Raw genomic sequence first — 18662 nt, 5'->3', positions numbered from 1 at the left:
TAGCGGATTATGAAAAGAGCATTAACGCTTTCATGTGCAATTCTCACCGGCATCGTCTTGGTGGTAGCTGCTTTCGCATATACTACCGATCAGGCGTCCAGCGGAAAGGAACTTTACGTCAAATACTGTGCAGCCTGCCATGGCGCCGGCGGTGAGGGGGGAGCAGTCCCTGCTCAATTCGGCAAACTTGCGGGGGCGCAGGCTCCTCGACTGGTTGGTCCCGGATTCCTGCCAGGAATGAAGGACGTGCGTCAAGTCTATGATGTTGCGCGGAAACAGATGCCCGGGGACAAGCCTGGCAGCTTGAAGAGCAAGGAATATCTCGACATTATTTCCTTCGCCCTCGAGGCTAACGGCGTTAAATCCGACGGCAAAGCCCTTACTCCGGCCTCGGCCAAGGCGATAAAACTGCCCGGCGGAAAATAATCACCGGGTGAGTTGCCTGATGTCTAAAGAGCAGGCTCTTGGTATCGACGACCCATACTGAACGGGCAGCAGGTGAACAAATGGTCTTTTGCTACGGCTCATTTCTGATTACAGCCGGTAGGCGCATATACACATGGGTGCGCCCTCAATAGGTCCTGTTCTTCTGATATGCGGCCCTTTTCTGAACTCTTTGTATGAACATGAACGTGAGTGGCGCCTCTGGTTGTGGCACACCAGTAATGCGTCTCGTCATTTACTCCAACGCCTATATCACCCTGACCGATGTAGATAGGGACCCATGCTCCATCAACAATCTTGGCAAAGATGTAGTTTCCCTTTTGCTCGGGATCACAATAATAGGGAAGGTCTTTAGACCAATATCTGTACTTTTTTCCGGATGCACCGGTCCAATATATCTCCGCGTTCGACATCTCGTCCTCCCTGTCTCACTGGCAATGTGCCATACAATCCTATCATACAGGGCATGCGCATAATTGGCAATTATAAATACGTAAAAATTGCAGTTTGAAATCTGGTACTCTAATAAATATTGGTAAAATGAGGATTCGCGTTAATAGCGGAGATTCGGCCTGCCATGGCGCCCATACCAGTGGCATATTTATAGAACAATTGAAAGGCGCGGCTCACCCCGGGGGCTCCTCTCCCGAAACAATAGGCTCTAATGAGCGGTCAACGATAAACAAATGACTCGACGAGATCGTTTAAGTGATTGGAAGGCCGGCCTCGGTCCAACCAGTCCTATTTCTGATTCTGCCCGCTTGTCATTTGACCGGTAAACCTACAATCGGCTATCTCAGGCAAAGCGTCCGATTCGTCAACCAACTCTGGATAAACATGACCGACAAAGAAACCCAGGCTGATACTCAACCGTATGTAACGCGTCTGGTTCTTCTCCAAAGTAAAACTCGCCTTTCGCTCTACTTCGGTGGAAGTCACCGCTACATACTCGCCAGGTGCCCTGTCTACGTAAAAGAACCCATGCGATATCGCTTCGCCAACCACTTCGTTGTTGAGAACTACATTCGGTCTCACGGCAGCGCCCAATGCCGATGCTCTGTAAAAATAGATCCTTCCGAGGTCGGGATTTGATGCCGGTATCTGGGCCTTGTACTCGGAGTATTTCGGACCGGAAGTCGCGCAACCGGCCAGCGAAGACAGGACAACCAGCAACAGGAAAAAGCTTTTTGTCTTCTTCATTAGGGCCTCCTCCCTATTCTATATTGAGTGCAATTGGTTCAGGCAGCTTAACAAATCCCTTTTCAACCGGAAGATAGAATCCCACGAGAGATCCCTGAGATACTACCAAATAGGCCTCGTGGATGTTTGAACACTCTACGGTAAGAACCTGGTCTTTGGATTTGTAGACTTCTCCCTCGGATACCGTTCCCACCATACTCCATGTTGTGCCCTTGGCAATGGTCCGGTTATATCCGCAAGGCGCTCCATTCGTGGTCGTTTTTGTTGCTACTCTGAACGATTTGTCTGATTTTGGTGTCAATGCTGTTGGCGAGAACGATACGTGGGCCAAATCGAACGCGCAAGACGCCGAAAGAACGGTTCCGATTAGTGCCACGACACATGCGATCTTTGACATGTCTCCCCCTCTCTGATGGAATGTCGAAGAACCTGTTACACAACGGTCTTTTCTTGGGACTTTCTATCATCATACACGGCATATTATGAAATAGCAACAGTAAATCTATATGACTGAACTTCAGCTTCTCTTTTGCCTCGCGAAGAAACATCGTCTTAAGGAGCCGAGAGAAGTTCTCCTGCATCCTCTGGCCTTTGATCTTTGCACCGTAGGACGCAGAAAATGTTGCGAACGCGAGCGTAAGTTTTGCCTCGTGTAAAAGGTTTTTGTACTTCACTTCCGTCTTCTCCTCGGCCATCCGATAGATTTCGTCCACTGCGGCTACATCTGCGTCTTTTACTCTTGGTTTCCCCGCCATCTATCCCTCCGTATCCAGTGATTTGATGTCCTGTTCTGTGCGGGCTTTGTCGGCCTCCAAGCTTGCGCGCACCCGGGCCCAGAAGAGGGCTAAGCCCATGCCGAGCTTGAAGCGTTCGCCTATCGCCGTGACGAAGCCTAAATCTTCGAGGGTGGCGAGATGACACATAACCGTACCCACGGGGAGGTTTACGGCCTGGGCGATCAATTTGGCCTGCGCCGGTTCCCTCTCGCCGGCGAGATATTTCAGAATCTCGCCCGCTTTGCGTACCGTCTCGATGCGCCTGTAGGTGGTCATTGTTCCCCCTCTGCCTGTCGCAGTCGCTGCCGCTGCCGCGGGAATTCGCGGATGTGTTTGGCGGGATGAGTAAGACTATTGAGGTCTGCCCTAACAAATCGTGCAAAATTCACATTGCCTATTTTGGTAAAACATTCTAAAATCAAAGTATGTTTGAAAGTTGTCTTCATGGCGCTCTCCGGCGAGGTTTTTTGGCAGGCCAGAGGTCGGATATCGGTACGCCGAGGGCCTCTGCTATGGCCTGGCGGATATTCGGCGTGGCATGCCTGCCTCTTATCACGTGGTATATGTTCTGCCGGGTGCAGCCGATCCTTCTCGCGATCATGGCGCCGCTCACATCCTTGTCGATCATGAGTTTTTGTATCTTCTTTTTTGTCTGGACTGTTTTCATGGTGACATGATATTCACAGTTGCGATCATATTGTCAAGGAAAAAGTGTCGCTAATGCGAACTATTGACGAAATTCTTGATAAAATAATCGAGCTTGAGGGGCTGCGCAATGACGCTGGTCTGGCTAAGTCTCTGAAAGTAAAACCTAATACTGTATCGACGTGGAGGAAGCGCAAGACCGTGCCGTATGACATATTATTTCAATATTGCGAAGATCGCAAATACGATGTCGGCTGGCTCATCACAGGAGAAGTGACAACGAGATACGTTGATGTGGAGGGAAGGAAAATCGCAGTCTCATCGAGGGAGGACTCGGCTGAGAGGCGAGGCGCGCAGAGCGACACATTTTTGGCTGAGCGCGAAAAGCAGGCCCCTGGCGGGCCGGGATATCCCGTGCCTGAGGAGATTCGGCCCATCTTCGACGCGTTTATGGAGATCATGACGTCCGGTCATGAAGGGGTGAAGCTTGCTTTGACCCAGAATATTTATATGTTCCTGGGTGCGGTGCGTAATGCGCAAAAGGTTACAAAGCTGGAAAAAGACGTGGAGGAGATCAAGAGGGTCATCGGCCCACGGGAGGACGATTTTAAGACCTCGGGATCAAAGGGGGAAAAGAAGCAACGTGCGGGCGGGCAGAACTAAGACTGATATGTGGGGGATACCTCGAGAATATTGACGGGTTGGTATTCGTCTATCGCGGCGATGCGGCGGAAAGCCGGCGGAAGGCTCATATGGACTTGCTGTGCCGGCGCGGCTTCGCGGTGATATAGGCCGGAGCGGGGGAGAGAGAAATGGTCAAAAGTTGGGGTGGCAGGGAGTCGAGAAATGGGGGGAATATGAGGTCAAGAAACAGAGGGGAAACGAGGGTCGTCTTATTGATTGCGGGTCTCATTGCGGTAATTGCGGGCACGTTCGTTTGCGGCATTTTTGGGTGCGGGTCCGATCCCGGTTCATTACAATCGATTGAGAGTCAACCGTTTGAAAAAAGATTGGCACTCGTTGATAGCACAACCGACCCAGCAAAAATTATCCGTTACCGGTATCTGATAGAGAACCTTTCGGAACACACGAGCACGCCACAAAAGGAAGTATACGAACTGACTTTATGGACAAAAGATTATTTGGAGCGCCAATATGGCAAACGCTCTAACTGCATAGATATCATGGAGGACCTCAACACGGCGTCGGCTTCTGGAAGCGCCTGCAATTACAAAGACCTCACGGCCATCTATGTGGTCTCAAAAGGAAAATGATTGGCCCCGCCGATTTTTTATGTGCGGTTCATGCGGCCAAAACATTTGAATTCAAATGCCATTTGAAAATGAGATCAGGAATGTATCTTTTAAAGTGATCATACGATCTTTCCGGAGTCACTTTTAACTTTTTCCAATACTTACTTCTCGCACCCCCATACAACGACAGCGAAGAGCAACTAACGGGCAGCGAGGAAAGGAAAGCCGGAAGCGTATCTTGAATACGTTGAGGACTTTCTACGACGAAGATAACGAAGTTTGTTACGAAGAGGGTGAGGGCCAACTGAGCAAAAAGGTCTGCCGAATTTGTCAATTCGACAGACCTTTTAAAGTTCAAAATGGCTGGGAGACAAGGATTTGAACCTTGATTCACGGAGTCAGAGTCCGTTGTCCTGCCGTTGAACGATCTCCCAATACTCTCCGTTATACTTATACTACTTTCCTTACTCCTTTGTCTCTTCTTTTTTCTTGCGCGGTTTCTTTTCTTTGGGCGCGGAGGTATCGTCTTTTTCCGCCTTAGCTTCTTTCTTGGCCTTAGTCTCTTTTTTCGCTTTGGGCTCCGCCTTGGCCTTTGGTTCCGCTTTGGTCTTGGGCTCTTTCTTGGCTTTTGGTTCCTTTTTCTCTTTGGCCTCTTTCTTGGTCTTGGGCTCTTTCTTCGCCTCGACTTCTTTGGTCGTTTCTTTCGAGGGCTTGCCCCCCTCTTTGGCTTCCTTAGGCTTTTCCTTCTTGCCTTCTTTCTCTTTTCTCAAGGTAAGCTCGATCATGGCCATGGGGGCGTTGTCACCTTTTCTGTTACCGATCTTCAAAACCCTGGTGTAGCCGCCGTTCGTCGCGCTGTACCGGTCGGCAATATCGGCAAAGAGTTTCTTCACGATCTCCTTGTTCCGCAACATGCTAAAAACAAGCCTCATGGAATGCTGGTCTTTTCTCTTTGCGAGCGTGATGAGCCTCTCGGCGACCTTCTTTAACTCCATGGCCCTGGTGCTCGTCGTGGTTATTCTTTCATGCTCGAAGAGCGCATTAGCAAGGTTCTGCAACAGCGCCTTTCTGTGGCTCTTCGATCTGTTCAGTTTTGCGACTCGATTCAAATGCCTCATGTTCAACCTCTATATGTGATCTTTTTTCTTGAGCACCATCTTATCAAGATCGTCCCGTGACGGGAAGCTGTCCAATTTCAATCCCAATCTCAGCCCCATGCAGGAGAGAATCTCCTTTATCTCGTTGAGCGATTTTCTGCCGAAGTTTTTGGTCATGAGGATTTCCTGCTCGGACTTCTGCACCAGTTCCCCGATATACTTGATATCGGCGTTCTTCAGACAGTTGGCGCTTCTTACTGAGAGTTCCAGTTCGTCCACGCTCCGGTACAGGTTGTCATTAAAGTCGGATTTATCGCCGCCTCTGTCCTCGATGCCGTCGGCCTCTTCAAGTTCTTCAAAGTTGATGAAGATGCGCATCTGCTCCTTGATGATCTTGGCCGCAAAGGAAAGTGCATCCAGAGGATTGACGCTTCCGTCCGTCCATATCTCCATGGTGAGCTTATCGTAATCTGTCCTGCGCCCAACCCGCGCCTGGGTGACGTTGTAACTCACCTTTCTGATAGGAGAAAAGATTGAATCAATGGGTATGGTCCCGATAGGGTCATTCTCGTCAACATTCGCTTCGGAGGACACGTATCCTCTGCCGAGTTTGGCTTTCATTTCGATATACAATTTGGCTTCGCTGCTTAAGGTGGCGATGTGCAGATCGGGGTTCACGATCTCTACGCCGCCCTCATGGGTAATATCGCCCGCCTTGAGCTCCCTCTTTCCCTTTACGTCGATTTTCAACGTGATAGGTCTGTCATCGGTCATCTTAAGAACGACCTTCTTCAGGTTGAGTATGATTTCCGTTACATCTTCCTTGACACCCCTGATGGCTGAGAATTCATGGTCAACGCCGTTGATCCACACCGATGTTATGGCGCCGCCCATGATCGAGGAGAGGAGCACCCTTCGCAAGGAATTGCCTACAGTTACGCCGTACCCCCTCTCAAAGGGTTCAGTAGAGAACTTTACATAATGAGTGTCTCTTTTCTCGACCTCAATCTTCGATGGCTTTATCAGTTCCTGCCAGTTCTTTTCAAACATATGTTCGTACCCTCCTTGGTAGGGGTATAGACTATCGTGAGTAATACTCTACAACGAGCTGCTCTTTAATGGGCATGGTAATATCTTCCCGTGTCGGAAGCAGCTTGATCACGCCTTTCATGTTCTCCTTGTCGAGCTCGATCCACGAAGGCATGCCTCTCCGTACCACCGATTCAAGGGCATTCTGTACGCTCGGCAGCGTCTTATGTCTTACCTCGATCTCGTCTCCTGCTCTCACGATATATGAGGGCGCACTGACTTTTTTGCCGTTAACTGTAACGTGGCTGTGAGACACAAGCTGTCTCGCCTCTTTCCGCGACGTGGCAAAACCAAGCCTGAAAACCATATTGTCGATCCGTCTTTCCAGAAGGACGAGGAAATTCGTTCCGGTAATACCTTCTTTGGTTTCCGCCATGGTAAAAAATCTTCTGAACTGTTTTTCGCTGAGACCGTATATCCTTCTCAGTTTCTGCTTCTCGCGAAGCCTCAGGCCGTATTCCTGAAACTTGCTCTTTGTATCGACATGCTGACCGGGTGGGTAGTTTCTCTTCTCTATAGCGCACTTTTCGGTGTAGCATCTCTCACCTTTGAGGAAAAGTTTCACGCCTTCTCTCCGGCACAACCTGCATGATGGTCCAATGTATCTTGACAATGCCCGCCTCCTTATACTCGTCTTCTTTTGGGTGGCCTGCACCCGTTATGGGGAATGGGAGTGATATCTTTGATGAGGTGGATCTTCAAACCCGCGCTCTGAAGGGCCCGTAAAGCGGCTTCCCTGCCCGCTCCTGGTCCTTTCACGTAGACGTCAACCGTCTTCATTCCGTTCTCGATGGCTTTCTTTGCTGCATTCTCCGCGGCCAGCTGCGCCGCAAAGGGAGTGCTCTTGCGGGAGCCCTTAAACCCCACCACCCCGCCGCTCGACCATGCTACCACGTTGCCCTGAGGATCGGTGATGCTGATAATCGTATTGTTGAAGCTTGACTGTATGTAAGCACCGCCTACGGGTATGTTCTTTTTGATCTTCTTCTTCGCGCTTTTTTTGGGCTTTGCCATCTACCACCTCATTATTTTCGTTTCATGGAAGTCTTCCTCGGACCTTTTCTCGTCCGGGAATTTGTCCGCGTTCTCTGACCCCTTACGGGCAATCCTTTTCTATGTCTCAAGCCCCTGTAACATCCGATGTCCATGAGCCGTTTGATACTGATATTAACCTCTTTTCTCAAGTCGCCTTCAACCTTGTAACTCCGCTCGATAATCTCTCTGATCTTTGCGACTTCTTCGTCAGAAAGTGTGTTGGTGCGCTTGTTCGGGTCGATGCCGGCTTCGGAAAGAATCCTGTTGGAGTAATTCTTACCAATACCGTATATGTAGGTGAGCGCCACTTCTATTCTCTTTTCTCTCGGTATATCGACACCAGCAATTCTTGCCACGTTATGCCTCCTTAACCCTGTCTCTGTTTATGTTTCGGGTTCTCGCATATGACTCTCAGCACACCCTTTCTCTTCACGATTTTGCATTTGTCACATCTCTTCTTCACGGAAGGCTTTACCTTCATTTCTCCTCCTACTTGACCCTGTAAATGATCCTGCCCCTCGTCAAATCATAGGGCGAAAGTTCCACCACAACCTTGTCCCCTTTCAGTATCTTGATATAATGCATGCGCATCTTTCCCGATACGTGCGCCAGGACCTTATGTCCGTTGGGGAGTTCCACCCTGAACATGGCGTTGGGCAACGGTTCAATCACAGTTCCTTCAATTTCTATTCCTTCACCTTTTGGCATAATCTTCTACACGACGCTTAAGATTTCGGGACCCAAGTCCGTGATCGCAATAGTGTGCTCAAAGTGCGCTGACAGGCTCCCGTCTTTGGTTACCGCCGTCCATCTGTTCGGTTTTATGTATACCTCGCTGCCTCCCATATTCACCATGGGCTCTATGGCAAGCGTCATACCCGGCTTCAAGCGTGTGCCAGTTCCTTTTTCTCCGTAGTTGGGAAGCTGCGGCTCTTCGTGGAGCCCCCGGCCGATCCCGTGACCGACAAAATCTCTCACCACCGAAAAACCCGCCTCTTCAACACATGTTTGGACCGCATGTGAGATATCGTAGAGCCTGTTGCCATCTTTGGCCTCTTCGATGCCCCGATAGAGAGCGTTCTCCGTGACTTTGAGGAGCTTCTCGGCGGCCTTGGATATGGTCCCCACTCCGTACGTCATGGCGGCATCTCCGTAATAGCCGTCATAGAGGGTGCCGAAATCGAGACTCACGATGTCGCCGTCTCTTAAGACCCTTTCCGATGGCATGCCGTGCACAACCTCGTCGTTTATTGAGACGCACAAACAATAGGGAAAGTCATTGTATCCCTTGAAGGCCGGTCTCACGTTCCCTATCTTCCTTATCTTTTCTTCACACAGCGTTTCCAACTCTATGGTCCTAATCCCTTCCTTTACGAAATCCTTAAGATAGAGAAGTATCTCCATGGCCCATCTGGCAGCTATTCGCATCTTCTCTATTTCGGCTTTGCTCTTTAATATAACCATCCCGCAACTATTTGATACTTTACCTTCTCCCCTTCAGTCTCTGCCCTTTCTTTACAAGTCCGTCATAATGTCTCAAGATCAGGTGTGACTCTATCTGCTGGATCGTATCGAGGGCCACACCGACCACAATGAGAAGGGCGGTGCCTCCAAAATAGAAGGGCACGTGGAACTTCATCATGAGGATTGTCGGAAGGACGCAGACAAAAGAGATGTAGAAGGCCCCGACTAGCGTTATTCTGGTCAATATCTTATCGATGTATTCGGATGTTCTTTTCCCCGGCCTTATCCCCGGAATGTAACCGCCGTACTTCTTCATGTTGTCCGCCACGTTGTCGGGATTGAAAACGATTGCGGTGTAAAAATAGCAGAAGAAAATAATAAATCCTATGTAGAAAATCTCGAAGAGGAATGAGCCCTGACTGAACATCTGGGCGAATCTCTTGACCGGTTCGTTGGGAATAAAATTGGAAATCATGATCGGAAAGGTCATGATTGAAGATGCGAAGATCGGAGGTATGACACCGGCGGTGTTGATCTTGAGCGGCAGATGGGTTGTCTGCCCCCCGAGCATCTTGCGACCAACAATCCTTTTCGCGTACTGAACGGGTATCCTCCTCTGCGACGTTTCCATAAAGATGATGAACGCCACCACGCAGAGTATGAGCGCGACGATCACGAGGACCTTGAACCAGTTCATCTCGCCCGAGTTGACAAGGGTTGCAGTACTGGCAATGGCATTGGGCATACGCGCCACGATGCCGGAGAAGATGATGAGCGATATACCGTTACCGATGCCCTTTTCCGTAATCTGCTCGCCGAGCCACATGATGAATGCCGTACCGGCGGTGAGCGTTATCATGGTCATGAGCCTGAATGACCATCCTGGATGATAGACCACAGGCTCTCCGCCCCCTCCGGTCATTCGCTCGAGATACATCGCGATGCCGAAGCCCTGGATGATGCTGATGACGACCGTCCCGTACCGGGTATACTGGGTAATCTTCCTCCGGCCGGCTTCGCCCTCTTTAGAGAGCTTTTCAAGGGTCGGCACGACCACGGTAAGGAGCTGGAGGATGATCGATGCGCTGATGTACGGCATAATGCCCAGAGCAAATATGGAAAGCCTCTCCAGACCGCCTCCTGCGAACATATCGAAAAAGCCGAGGATGGTTCCTTTCATCCTCTCCATTATGCCCGCCAATACCTTGCCGTCTATACCAGGCGTGGGGATGTGCACCCCGAGCCGGTACACGGCAAGCAACGCAAAAGATACCATGATCCTTCGCTTGAGTTCAGGTATCTTTCCAATGTTCTGGAAAGTGCTCATGAAAGTAGGACCTCCACCTCGCCACCCTGAGCTTGTATCTTTTCGATGGCCTTTTGTGACGCCTTATGAACAGCAATCTTTAAGGGGAAATTGATCTCTCCGTCCGATAGCAGCTTGACACCGTCTTTCATCTTCTTTATGAAACCCGCGTGGAGGATATCCTCGATACCCACCTTGTCTTTGCCTTTGAAGACGCTCAAGTCACCGATGGTGATAAGGCTATATTCTTTCCTGAAAGGATTCTTGAACCCTCTCTTGGGGATCCTTCTGGTAAGCGGCATCTGGCCGCCTTCAAAACCTTTCGCCTTTGTGCCTCCGCTTGTGGAGCGCTGTCCTTTGTTGCCGTATCCTGCGGTGGTTCCGAGACCTGAGCCCGTGCCTCTTCCTACCCGCCTACGCGCCTTTACCGACCCTGGGTTTGCTTTCAAATCTGACAGTTTCATTTATCGAAGATCCTCCAAAACGGTGACAAGGTGCATAACCTTTTTCACCATACCCCGTATCTCAGGTGAATTCTTGACCGTTTTTTCCTCATAGAGCCTCTTGAAACCGAGGCTCTTTATGGTCGCAATTTGATCGTCGGTGCAGCTGATCGTGCTTCTTGTCCACTTTATCTTAAGGTGGCCCATGTTAACCCTCCGCGCCCTTGAGCTTGCCTCTTTGTTTGAGTGCCGTCTCGGGCGATTTCAGCAGTGCAAGGCCTTTTATGGTCGCCTTTACCACGTTGTGATAGTTTCTTGAGCCGTAACATTTGGTCAATATATTCGTAATGCCTGCAACTTCGACCACGGCTCGAACCGCCTTGCCCGCGATAACGCCGGTGCCTTCGCTTGCCGGCTTCATATAGACCTGGCTCGTTCCGTATTTCGCCGTTATTTCATGGGGGATCGTGCCTTTGGCCACGGGTACCTGGACAAGGTCTTTCTTGGCCCTCTCCACAGCCTTTCGTATGGCATCAGGCACTTCGTTGGCTTTTCCCAGGCCGTAACCCACGCGTCCGTTGCCGTCTCCGACCACGACAATCGCGCTGAAGCTGAATCTCCGTCCACCCTTCACCACTTTCGCTACACGGTTTATATATACCAACCGGTCCTGTAAATCGAGTTCGCCCGCGTCTATTCGCTTTCTCTCAACCAACACAACCTCCTGTTAAAATTTTAACCCTGCTTCCCGCGCGCCTTCCGCAAGGGCCTTGATCCGTCCGTGGTATTTGAAACCGTTCCTGTCAAAGACAACATGAGTAAGTCCCAGCTCAATCGCCTTTTTGCCGATTGCTTCTCCTACCTTCTTTGCAGCCTCTATGTTGCCGCCGGTTTTTAAGGCGGCCTTCACTTCTTTATGGAGCGTCGACAGTCCGGTAATTACCTTGTCCTCCGAATCGTCAACAAGCTGCGCATACATCTGCTGCAAGCTCCTGTAAACGCAGAGTCTCGGTTTATCCTTGGTCCCCCGGATCTTCTTGCTCATCCGTTTCTTTCTTCTTTCCCGGGCTTCAACTTTTTGTTTTCTTTGCATCCCCTACTCCTTATTTCCCGCTTTTGCCTGCTTTCTTCCTGAGCACTTCTCCCACGTACTTGACGCCTTTATTCTTATACGCATCAGGCTTCCTTAAACCACGTATCTTCGCGGCCGTCTGTCCGAGGAGCTCTTTGTCGATCCCCTGGATGGTGACGGCTGTCTGCTTGTCAACCTGCGCTGTGATCCCCTTGGGTAAAGGAAAAGTGATGGGGTGGGAATAGCCGAGGTAGAATACAAGATTACCGCTCTGCAACTCGGCGCGGTATCCAATGCCCACGATCTCAAGCTTCTTTTCGAATCCTTTGGCCACGCCGTCTACCATGTTCGCGATGAGCGTTCTCATGAGGCCATGGTATCCCCGTATCTTCTTCTCGTCGCTTAACCGCTTCACGGTAGCCACATTCCCCTCAACGCTCAAGGTGAGCCCTTCCAAAAAGCCTCTTTTCAATGAGCCTTTGGGTCCCGTAACCACGACCTCGCCGTCTGTCAGCTCCAGCTTGGTTCCCTGAGGCAGCACAATGGGTTTTTTTCCTATTCTCGACATTACTTCACCTCACCAGACCATGAGGAGGGGTTCCCCTCCAATCTTGCTCTTGCTTGCGTTTCTGTCCGTCATAAGACCTTTCGATGTTGAAAGGATCACGGTGCCAATCCGGCTTCTTAGTTTCGACAAGCCGTCCGCCTTAACATACATGCGCCGGCCCGGCTTACTCACTCTTTTAAGGCCGGTAATAACACTCTTGCTGTTTTCATCATAACTCATATAGACCTTGAGAAATTTCTTCCGTGCTTCATCGATGAAGGTCTTGTAATTTTTTATGTATCCTTCATCTTTCAGTATCTTCGATATGGCCAATTTCATATTTGAATAAGGTATGTCCACGAACTCATGGCGCGCCATGATTCCGTTCCTTATTCTTGTCAGCATATCCGCAATCGGGTCGACTACGTTCATAGTGCCACCTCACCAGCTCGATTTTATTACGCCGGGGACTGATCCCCTCAGAGAATATAACCTGAAGCACACCCTGCACATCTGAAACTTGCGAATATAGCCTCTCGGTCTGCCGCAGATGTGGCACCTGTTCTTTGCTCGTACTCCGTACTTGGGCGTCCTCTTGGTCTTCTCGATCATTGCTTTTCTCGCCATCATTCCTCCATCAGGTTCTGAAGGGCATTCCCATGAGCTTGAGAAGCTCGTATCCCTCTTCATCCGTTTTTGCCGTGGTTGTAACGGTAATATTCATACCCCGTATCTTATCGATCTTGTCGTATTCGATTTCAGGGAAGATAATCTGCTCACGAAGTCCCAGTGTGTAATTGCCCCTGCCATCAAAGGATTTGGGGGAGACACCCTTGAAGTCTCTCACCCGGGGAAGGACGATATGAACGAGCTTATGCAGGAACTCGTACATCCTTTCTCTTCGTAGTGTCACCATGCAGCCAATGGACTGGCCTTCTCTCAACTTGAAAGAGGCGATCGATTTTTTCGACTTTGTAATGACCGGCTTCTGGCCTGTTATGGCTTTCATATCACCCGATGCGCTGTCAAGTACCTTTACATTCTGCAGTGCCTCGCCGAGACCGATATTGACAGTGATCTTCTCGATCTTAGGTACCTCCATGACGTTCTTGTACTGGAACCTTCTCATGAGGGCAGATCTTACTTCTTTTTCGTAAAATTCCATGAACTCTGTCTTCAAACTATGGCCTCCTACTTATCAATAACCTCTTGGCACTTTCTGCAGAAGCGGACCTTTTGTCCGTCTTCGAGGGTCTTCTTCCCGACTCTCACGGGCTTTGAACACTTCTCGCAAAAGATCATCACGTTGGAAATGTGGATGGGGTTCTCTTTTTCCATGATGCCGCCTTTGGCCTTCTGCGTCGGTTTCACATGTTTTTTCACCATGTTGACTTTCTCGACGATCAACCGGTCTTTCTTCGTGAGTACCCGTAAAACCTTGCCGGTTTTGCCTTTGTCCTTACCGGTCGTCACCATAACAAGGTCATTTTTCTTCACATGATATTGTTTTTCTTCCATGCCTACCTCACGTTCTCCCTTACACAACCTCAGGGGCCAATGATACAATCTTCATAAACTTCTTTGCTCGAAGCTCTCTTGCCACGGGCCCGAAGATGCGTGTGCCCACAGGCTCATTATACTGGTTTATGATCACCGCCGAATTATCATCGAACTTCACATAGGAGCCGTCGGTACGTCGTATCTCCTTTGTCGTTCTCACGATCACCGCCTTGACAACTTCACCCTTTTTTACCTTGGCGTTGGGAATCACCTCTTTCACCGAGCAGACGATAATATCTCCCACGGTCCCGTATCTCTTCTTGGAGCCGCCGAGGATCTTTATGCAGCCGAGCTTTTTTGCGCCCGAGTTGTCGGCCACTTCGAGTTTAGTTCGCTCCTGTATCATTTCCCACCTCTTTCTCGCCCGCCGACAGCTCTTCTTTCTTAATGATCTCTTTCACGAGCCATCTCTTGTCCTTGCTCAACGGTCTTGCCTCGGCTATCAAGACTTCGTCGCCTATCTTGCAGGCATTGGTTTCGTCATGGGCCTTGTATCTCATTTTTCTCTTCGTGTATTTATGATACTTGGGATGTTTCAGGAATTTTTCCACTTCCACAACGATGGTCTTGTCCATCTTATCCTTGACGACAATCCCTACCATCTTTCTTTTGCTTGTCTCTCGTTTCAATTCCATGCGAACCTCTTTAGGCGTTTAATTCCTTGCGGCGTAAAACCGTTTCAATCCTGGCTACATCCTTTTTCAAAAGCTTCATCCGCGCGGTGTTTTCAAGCTGCCCAGTGGAGTGCTGAAACCGCAGATTGAAAAGCTCTTCTTTTATGTCCTTCTTCCTTTTGAGAAGCTCTTCCCGTGTCAGTTCCTGAAACTCTTTCCCTCTCATAACTCCTCACTTCTCGCGACAAATTTCGTTCCGATGGGAAGTTTAAAAGATGCTATCCTCAAGGCTTCCCGCGCCTTGTCTTCGGGCACGCCGGTAATCTCGTATAGGATCTTGCCGGGAATCACGACCGCCACCCATCCTTCATTAGGGCCTTTTCCCTTGCCCATCCTTGTTTCAAGAGGCTTCTTGGTAATGGGTTTGTCCGGGAATATCCTGATCCACACCTTACCCGTTCTTTTTACGTAGCGGGTAAGGGCAATCCTTGCCGCTTCGATCTGACGCGCGGTGACCCAGCCGGCCTCTGTGGCCTGGAGACCAAAGTCCCCGAAGGTCACCACATTGCCCCTGTGGGCAACGCCTTTCATTCTACCCTTCTGTTGTTTTCTATATTTTACCCGTTTCGGCGTGAGCATTACCTTGCCTCCTGGAAAACTTCACCCTTAAAGACCCAAACCTTGACGCCGATGACGCCGTATTTTGTGGATGCCACGGCGTAGCCGTAATCTATGTCCGCCCTGATGGTCTGAAGCGGTACCCTGCCTTCCCTGTACCATTCGGTCCTTGCCATTTCAGCCCCGGCCAGCCTCCCCGCGCACATGGCCTTGATGCCTTTGGCGCCGAACTTCAAGGCCTGTAAAACGTTCTTCTTCATGGCCCTTCTGAAGGAGACCCTGCGCTCTATCTGCAGGGCGATGTTCTCCGCTACAAGCTGTGCATCTACCTCGGGTCTTTTCACTTCCGTGATGTTGAGGATTACTTCCTTGTCGGTTATGTGCTGGAGTTCTTTCTTCAGACTCTCGACTTCGGCGCCTTTTCTCCCGATAACGAGTCCCGGCCTCGACGTGTAGATATTTATCTTCGCTCTTTTATCTTTGTTAGCGGCACGCTCTATTTCGATCTTGGAGATGCCTGCCTGGTAGAGCTTCTTCTTGAGGTATGCCTTTATCGTGATGTCTTCGTGGAGGAATTTGGCGTAGTTCTTTGCCGCGAACCACTTGGAATCCCACGTCTTGATCGTTCCAAGTCTGAAACCGTATGGATTTGTCTTTTGACCCATTGAACCTCCAGTTTATAATTCGTCTAATATGAGCGTAATATGGCTTATACGTTTCCGGATACGGGTTGCCCTTCCCATGGCCCTGGGCAGAAACCTCTTGAGCATGGGTCCGCCATCCACGAGAACATTTTTTACGTAGAGATTGTCGATATCCACGTATTTCTTCTGTCTCGCATTGGCGATGGCGCTATCGAGAAGCTTCTTCAGGATGAATGACGCCTTCTGGGGCATATATGTGAGGAGCCCCGCGGCCTCGTTCACATTCTTCTTTTTGATAAGATCGCTGACAATTCTTACCTTGCGAGGCGATATCCGGATCATGCGTGTTTTTGCCGTGATTTCCATAGTATCTATTCCTTCTTCTTCGCTACCTTAGCCTTCCTGTCTCCGGAATGGCTATGGAATGTCCTTGTGGGAGAGAATTCGCCCAGTTTATGACCGACCATCTCTTCAGTAACAAATACGGGTATGAACTTCTTTCCGTTGTGTACCGCGAAGGTAAGTCCTATGAAGTCGGGGACGATGGTAGACCTTCTCGACCACGTCTTGATTACCTTTGCACCCTTGGATGCTTTGGCTTCGTCAACCTTCTTCGCCAGTTGCTCTTCTAAATACGGCCCTTTACTGAGAGACCTTGCCACTTCGAACCTCCTACCCTCTGAGTTTTATGATGAACTTGTTCGTCCTCTTGTTCTTCCTCGTCTTGAGGCCCTTGGACAGCTGTCCCCAGGGTGAACAGGGGTGGCGGCCACCTTTTGACCTTCCTTCGCCGCCGCCGAGTGGATGGTCAACGGGGTTCATCGCCGTACCGCGAACCGTAGGCCTGACACCCTTCCATCTCGGCTTGCCTGCCTTTCCGATGGTGATATTCTCGTGGTCAATGTTGCCCACCTGGCCTATGGTTGCCGTGCAGGTCAGATTCACCAGTCTCACGCCGCCGGAGGGCAATCTCACGTGACCGTATCCTCCTTCCTTGGCCACGAGCTGCGCATAGCTGCCGGCGCTTCTCGCGAGCTGTCCGCCCTTGCCCGGCTTCATCTCAACATTGTGTACAAAAGTACCGAGAGGGATGAACTTAAGAGGAAGCGCGTTGCCTTCCTTTATCTCCGTATCGGGCTTGAGACTCGAAACAATCATCTCACCCACTTTCAAGCCGAGGGGCGCAATGATGTATCTTTTCTCGCCATCCACATAGTGGATCAGTGCGATATTTGCCGATCTGTTGGGATCGTACTCGATACCGCTTACCTTACCGGGAATCTCTAATTTGTCTCTTCTGAAATCGACGTCCCGATATCTTCTCTTGTGTCCGCCGCCGATGTGTCTTGTCGTAATCTTCCCGCTATGATTTCTGCCACCCGTCTTCTTCTTGGGGGTGAGCAGTGATTTCTCGGGTTTGTTCTTGGTTATTTCATCGAAGGTAAGGCCGCTCATGAAGCGTCTTCCGGCGGATGTGGGTTTATATTCCTTTACGCTCATTATGCACCCTCAAAAATTGTTATTTTATCCTTGGGACTCAGCTTGACAATGGCCTTTTTCCAGTCAGCCTTCTTTCCCGCAAATCTTCCCAGTCTCTTCTTTTTCCCTTCCATATTTGAAACCCTGACCGAGACCACCTTCACCTTGAAAAGTTTTTCCACGGCCTTCTGGATTTCTATCTTATTGGCGTCTCGCTGTACCTCGAAGACATATTGGTTGCCCGCATCTTTGAGGAGCGTGCTTTTTTCCGTAATAATGGGACGAAGAACAATATCGTATTCGTTCATGGGGCCAATACCTCTTCTATTTTCCGTAGTGCATCGAGCGTCATAACCAGCTCGTCATATTTCACGATGTCGTATACGTTGAGCCCTTCAACTCTCAGGACCTTGAGGTGCGGTATATTCCGTGCAGATTTTTCGATTGTCTCGTCTTTGCCACCGATCACGAAAAGCGGTTTGGTAACCTTAAGCGCGGATGCGATGCCACTAAAGGTCTTGGTGCTTATATCGGACAATTCAAGTTTATCGAGGACTTTCATGTTGGAGGCCGCGTAACGTGTGGTGAGCGCCGATTTCAGAGCGCTCCTGCGCACCTTCTTGGGAAGGGTGTAACTGTAATCTCTCGGCTGCGGCCCGAATACTATACCTCCGCCGACCATAAGGGGAGACCGGGAACTGCCGCGTCTTGCCTGGCCCGTACCTTTCTGACGGTAAGGTTTCCGCCCGCCTCCGGAGACGTCCTTCCTTGTCTTGGTTGCGACGGTTCCGCTTCTTCTGTTGGCGAGCTGCATTTTCACTACATCGTGAATGAGATGCGCCTTCACTTCGCAGTTGAAAATCTCATCCTTGATCTCAACTTCGCCGACCTTTGCACCCTTCATATCGAGCAATTCAGTAACTGCCATGGAAAACTCCTATGATTTTATCTCCACATCGACCCCTGCCGCGAGCTCCAGCTTCATGAGCGCATCAACGGTCTGCTGCGTGGGATCAACGATGTCCATCAGCCTCTTATGGGTCCTGACCTCAAACTGCTCTCTCGATTTCTTGTCGATGTGCGGGGACCGCAGGACGCAGTATTTCTGGATCCTCGTGGGCAAGGGCACCGGTCCTATGACCTGCGCGCCTGTCTTCTTCGCCGCATCGACTATTTCTTTCACCGATTGATCAAGCAATCTATGATCAAAGGCCTTCAGGCATATCCTGATTCTCTGCCTCATCTTCTTCCCCTTTACTCTATGATCTCGGTAACAACACCGGCGCCCACCGTCTTGCCGCCCTCACGGATGGCAAAGCGGAGTTCCTTCTCCAGGGCGATGGGGGTCACCAGTTCCACGTTCAGGGTCACGTTGT

General features: G+C 50.1%; 38 protein-coding genes, 1 tRNA gene and 1 pseudogene. 3 read left to right on the top strand and 37 right to left on the bottom strand.

Annotated elements, in window-relative coordinates:
* Positions 1 to 9 precede the first annotated feature (9 nt).
* Positions 10 to 426 (top strand): cytochrome c, encoded by a 417-nt coding sequence (locus tag VMT62_13975; protein ID HVN97532.1) that lies wholly within the window; start codon positions 10 to 12, stop codon positions 424 to 426.
* Positions 427 to 524: 98 nt separating this feature from the next.
* Here the strand turns inward: VMT62_13975 and VMT62_13970 are convergent, their stop codons facing one another.
* The 6 genes from VMT62_13970 to VMT62_13945 all read right to left on the bottom strand — a co-directional run bounded on the left by VMT62_13970 (position 525) and on the right by VMT62_13945 (position 3087).
* A complete protein-coding gene (locus VMT62_13970; protein ID HVN97531.1) occupies positions 525 to 857 on the bottom strand; it encodes a hypothetical protein in 333 nt (110 codons plus the stop codon).
* Positions 858 to 1185: 328 nt separating this feature from the next.
* A complete protein-coding gene (locus VMT62_13965; GenBank protein HVN97530.1) occupies positions 1186 to 1644 on the bottom strand; it encodes a DUF2846 domain-containing protein in 459 nt (152 codons plus the stop codon).
* A 13-nt stretch (positions 1645 to 1657) separates the two neighbouring features.
* On the bottom strand, positions 1658 to 1840 hold the full coding sequence (locus tag VMT62_13960; GenBank protein ID HVN97529.1) for a hypothetical protein: 183 nt from the start codon (positions 1838 to 1840) through the stop codon (positions 1658 to 1660).
* Positions 1841 to 1871: 31 nt separating this feature from the next.
* The gene (locus tag VMT62_13955) at positions 1872 to 2399 is read right to left on the bottom strand and encodes a hypothetical protein (protein HVN97528.1); all 528 of its coding nucleotides are present in this window, start codon (positions 2397 to 2399) and stop codon (positions 1872 to 1874) included.
* On the bottom strand, positions 2400 to 2696 hold the full coding sequence (locus tag VMT62_13950) for a helix-turn-helix domain-containing protein (GenBank protein HVN97527.1): 297 nt from the start codon (positions 2694 to 2696) through the stop codon (positions 2400 to 2402).
* A gap of 166 nt (positions 2697 to 2862) precedes the next feature.
* Entirely contained in the window at positions 2863 to 3087 is a 225-nt protein-coding gene (locus VMT62_13945; protein ID HVN97526.1) for a helix-turn-helix transcriptional regulator, read from the bottom strand.
* A gap of 251 nt (positions 3088 to 3338) precedes the next feature.
* Here VMT62_13945 and VMT62_13940 point away from each other — a divergent pair, with 251 nt between their 5' ends.
* Together VMT62_13940 and VMT62_13935 are read left to right on the top strand one after the other, a co-directional pair.
* The gene (locus tag VMT62_13940) at positions 3339 to 3728 is read left to right on the top strand and encodes a hypothetical protein (GenBank protein ID HVN97525.1); all 390 of its coding nucleotides are present in this window, start codon (positions 3339 to 3341) and stop codon (positions 3726 to 3728) included.
* A 149-nt stretch (positions 3729 to 3877) separates the two neighbouring features.
* Complete coding sequence (locus VMT62_13935) at positions 3878 to 4339, top strand: hypothetical protein (protein HVN97524.1); 462 nt, start codon at positions 3878 to 3880, stop codon at positions 4337 to 4339.
* 339 nt (positions 4340 to 4678) lie between these two features.
* On the opposite strand, the gene VMT62_13930 is transcribed toward VMT62_13935, so the two are convergent.
* From VMT62_13930 to VMT62_13780, 31 genes and pseudogenes are all read right to left on the bottom strand, one after another.
* Positions 4679 to 4752: transfer RNA gene (locus VMT62_13930), tRNA-Gln, on the bottom strand.
* Positions 4753 to 5091: 339 nt separating this feature from the next.
* Positions 5092 to 5436, bottom strand: a pseudogene (gene rplQ / locus VMT62_13925) (50S ribosomal protein L17).
* 9 nt (positions 5437 to 5445) lie between these two features.
* A complete protein-coding gene (locus VMT62_13920; protein ID HVN97523.1) occupies positions 5446 to 6465 on the bottom strand; it encodes a DNA-directed RNA polymerase subunit alpha in 1020 nt (339 codons plus the stop codon).
* Between the two features lie 31 nt (positions 6466 to 6496).
* Entirely contained in the window at positions 6497 to 7159 is a 663-nt protein-coding gene (gene rpsD / locus VMT62_13915; protein HVN97522.1) for a 30S ribosomal protein S4, read from the bottom strand.
* Positions 7129 to 7518: a 30S ribosomal protein S11 gene (gene rpsK / locus VMT62_13910; GenBank protein ID HVN97521.1), complete on the bottom strand. Its 390-nt coding sequence runs from the start codon at positions 7516 to 7518 to the stop codon at positions 7129 to 7131. The genes rpsD and rpsK overlap by 31 nt, the downstream gene beginning before the upstream one ends.
* Positions 7519 to 7529: 11 nt before the next feature.
* Complete coding sequence (gene rpsM / locus VMT62_13905) at positions 7530 to 7895, bottom strand: 30S ribosomal protein S13 (GenBank protein ID HVN97520.1); 366 nt, start codon at positions 7893 to 7895, stop codon at positions 7530 to 7532.
* Positions 7896 to 7906: 11 nt separating this feature from the next.
* Positions 7907 to 8020: a 50S ribosomal protein L36 gene (gene rpmJ, locus VMT62_13900; protein HVN97519.1), complete on the bottom strand. Its 114-nt coding sequence runs from the start codon at positions 8018 to 8020 to the stop codon at positions 7907 to 7909.
* Positions 8021 to 8028: 8 nt separating this feature from the next.
* Positions 8029 to 8247, bottom strand: a complete 219-nt coding sequence (gene infA, locus VMT62_13895) for a translation initiation factor IF-1 (protein HVN97518.1) — start codon at positions 8245 to 8247, stop codon at positions 8029 to 8031.
* 6 nt (positions 8248 to 8253) lie between these two features.
* Positions 8254 to 9003 (bottom strand): type I methionyl aminopeptidase, encoded by a 750-nt coding sequence (map, locus tag VMT62_13890; protein ID HVN97517.1) that lies wholly within the window; start codon positions 9001 to 9003, stop codon positions 8254 to 8256.
* 19 nt (positions 9004 to 9022) lie between these two features.
* Positions 9023 to 10330 carry a preprotein translocase subunit SecY gene (gene secY / locus VMT62_13885; protein HVN97516.1) on the bottom strand — a complete coding sequence of 436 codons (1308 nt, stop codon included), beginning with the start codon at positions 10328 to 10330 and terminating at the stop codon, positions 9023 to 9025.
* Entirely contained in the window at positions 10327 to 10773 is a 447-nt protein-coding gene (gene rplO, locus VMT62_13880; protein HVN97515.1) for a 50S ribosomal protein L15, read from the bottom strand. Before rplO ends, secY begins: the two co-directional genes overlap by 4 nt.
* Positions 10774 to 10959 (bottom strand): 50S ribosomal protein L30, encoded by a 186-nt coding sequence (gene rpmD, locus VMT62_13875; protein ID HVN97514.1) that lies wholly within the window; start codon positions 10957 to 10959, stop codon positions 10774 to 10776. It lies immediately after the preceding gene.
* 1 nt (position 10960) lies between these two features.
* Complete coding sequence (gene rpsE / locus VMT62_13870) at positions 10961 to 11467, bottom strand: 30S ribosomal protein S5 (GenBank protein ID HVN97513.1); 507 nt, start codon at positions 11465 to 11467, stop codon at positions 10961 to 10963.
* A gap of 12 nt (positions 11468 to 11479) precedes the next feature.
* A complete protein-coding gene (gene rplR / locus VMT62_13865; protein HVN97512.1) occupies positions 11480 to 11845 on the bottom strand; it encodes a 50S ribosomal protein L18 in 366 nt (121 codons plus the stop codon).
* Positions 11846 to 11855: 10 nt separating this feature from the next.
* Positions 11856 to 12392: a 50S ribosomal protein L6 gene (gene rplF / locus VMT62_13860; GenBank protein HVN97511.1), complete on the bottom strand. Its 537-nt coding sequence runs from the start codon at positions 12390 to 12392 to the stop codon at positions 11856 to 11858.
* Between the two features lie 9 nt (positions 12393 to 12401).
* Positions 12402 to 12803 (bottom strand): 30S ribosomal protein S8, encoded by a 402-nt coding sequence (gene rpsH, locus VMT62_13855; protein HVN97510.1) that lies wholly within the window; start codon positions 12801 to 12803, stop codon positions 12402 to 12404.
* Between the two features lie 9 nt (positions 12804 to 12812).
* Positions 12813 to 12998: a type Z 30S ribosomal protein S14 gene (locus VMT62_13850; GenBank protein ID HVN97509.1), complete on the bottom strand. Its 186-nt coding sequence runs from the start codon at positions 12996 to 12998 to the stop codon at positions 12813 to 12815.
* A gap of 10 nt (positions 12999 to 13008) precedes the next feature.
* A complete protein-coding gene (gene rplE, locus VMT62_13845; GenBank protein HVN97508.1) occupies positions 13009 to 13536 on the bottom strand; it encodes a 50S ribosomal protein L5 in 528 nt (175 codons plus the stop codon).
* Positions 13537 to 13562: 26 nt separating this feature from the next.
* Positions 13563 to 13889 carry a 50S ribosomal protein L24 gene (gene rplX, locus VMT62_13840; GenBank protein HVN97507.1) on the bottom strand — a complete coding sequence of 109 codons (327 nt, stop codon included), beginning with the start codon at positions 13887 to 13889 and terminating at the stop codon, positions 13563 to 13565.
* A 19-nt stretch (positions 13890 to 13908) separates the two neighbouring features.
* Positions 13909 to 14277 carry a 50S ribosomal protein L14 gene (rplN, locus tag VMT62_13835; GenBank protein HVN97506.1) on the bottom strand — a complete coding sequence of 123 codons (369 nt, stop codon included), beginning with the start codon at positions 14275 to 14277 and terminating at the stop codon, positions 13909 to 13911.
* Positions 14258 to 14566 (bottom strand): 30S ribosomal protein S17, encoded by a 309-nt coding sequence (gene rpsQ / locus VMT62_13830; protein ID HVN97505.1) that lies wholly within the window; start codon positions 14564 to 14566, stop codon positions 14258 to 14260. Before rpsQ ends, rplN begins: the two co-directional genes overlap by 20 nt.
* A gap of 10 nt (positions 14567 to 14576) precedes the next feature.
* The gene (gene rpmC / locus VMT62_13825) at positions 14577 to 14771 is read right to left on the bottom strand and encodes a 50S ribosomal protein L29 (GenBank protein ID HVN97504.1); all 195 of its coding nucleotides are present in this window, start codon (positions 14769 to 14771) and stop codon (positions 14577 to 14579) included.
* Positions 14768 to 15184 carry a 50S ribosomal protein L16 gene (rplP, locus tag VMT62_13820; GenBank protein ID HVN97503.1) on the bottom strand — a complete coding sequence of 139 codons (417 nt, stop codon included), beginning with the start codon at positions 15182 to 15184 and terminating at the stop codon, positions 14768 to 14770. Before rplP ends, rpmC begins: the two co-directional genes overlap by 4 nt.
* Positions 15184 to 15828 carry a 30S ribosomal protein S3 gene (gene rpsC / locus VMT62_13815; GenBank protein ID HVN97502.1) on the bottom strand — a complete coding sequence of 215 codons (645 nt, stop codon included), beginning with the start codon at positions 15826 to 15828 and terminating at the stop codon, positions 15184 to 15186. Before rpsC ends, rplP begins: the two co-directional genes overlap by 1 nt.
* 12 nt (positions 15829 to 15840) lie before the next feature.
* Complete coding sequence (rplV, locus tag VMT62_13810) at positions 15841 to 16173, bottom strand: 50S ribosomal protein L22 (GenBank protein HVN97501.1); 333 nt, start codon at positions 16171 to 16173, stop codon at positions 15841 to 15843.
* A gap of 5 nt (positions 16174 to 16178) precedes the next feature.
* The gene (gene rpsS / locus VMT62_13805) at positions 16179 to 16469 is read right to left on the bottom strand and encodes a 30S ribosomal protein S19 (protein ID HVN97500.1); all 291 of its coding nucleotides are present in this window, start codon (positions 16467 to 16469) and stop codon (positions 16179 to 16181) included.
* Between the two features lie 10 nt (positions 16470 to 16479).
* Complete coding sequence (gene rplB / locus VMT62_13800) at positions 16480 to 17307, bottom strand: 50S ribosomal protein L2 (protein ID HVN97499.1); 828 nt, start codon at positions 17305 to 17307, stop codon at positions 16480 to 16482.
* Positions 17307 to 17594 carry a 50S ribosomal protein L23 gene (locus tag VMT62_13795; GenBank protein ID HVN97498.1) on the bottom strand — a complete coding sequence of 96 codons (288 nt, stop codon included), beginning with the start codon at positions 17592 to 17594 and terminating at the stop codon, positions 17307 to 17309. The genes rplB and VMT62_13795 overlap by 1 nt, the downstream gene beginning before the upstream one ends.
* On the bottom strand, positions 17591 to 18214 hold the full coding sequence (gene rplD, locus VMT62_13790; GenBank protein ID HVN97497.1) for a 50S ribosomal protein L4: 624 nt from the start codon (positions 18212 to 18214) through the stop codon (positions 17591 to 17593). The genes VMT62_13795 and rplD overlap by 4 nt, the downstream gene beginning before the upstream one ends.
* 9 nt (positions 18215 to 18223) lie before the next feature.
* The gene (rpsJ, locus tag VMT62_13785) at positions 18224 to 18529 is read right to left on the bottom strand and encodes a 30S ribosomal protein S10 (GenBank protein ID HVN97496.1); all 306 of its coding nucleotides are present in this window, start codon (positions 18527 to 18529) and stop codon (positions 18224 to 18226) included.
* A gap of 11 nt (positions 18530 to 18540) precedes the next feature.
* Positions 18541 to 18662 (bottom strand): hypothetical protein (locus tag VMT62_13780; protein ID HVN97495.1); only part of this gene is annotated, 122 nt, incomplete at its 5' end.

Source organism: Syntrophorhabdaceae bacterium, from assembly GCA_035541755.1.
In the GTDB taxonomy this organism is placed as follows: Bacteria; Desulfobacterota; Syntrophorhabdia; order Syntrophorhabdales; family Syntrophorhabdaceae; genus PNOF01.
This window is presented reverse-complemented; position numbering and strand designations above follow the sequence as displayed.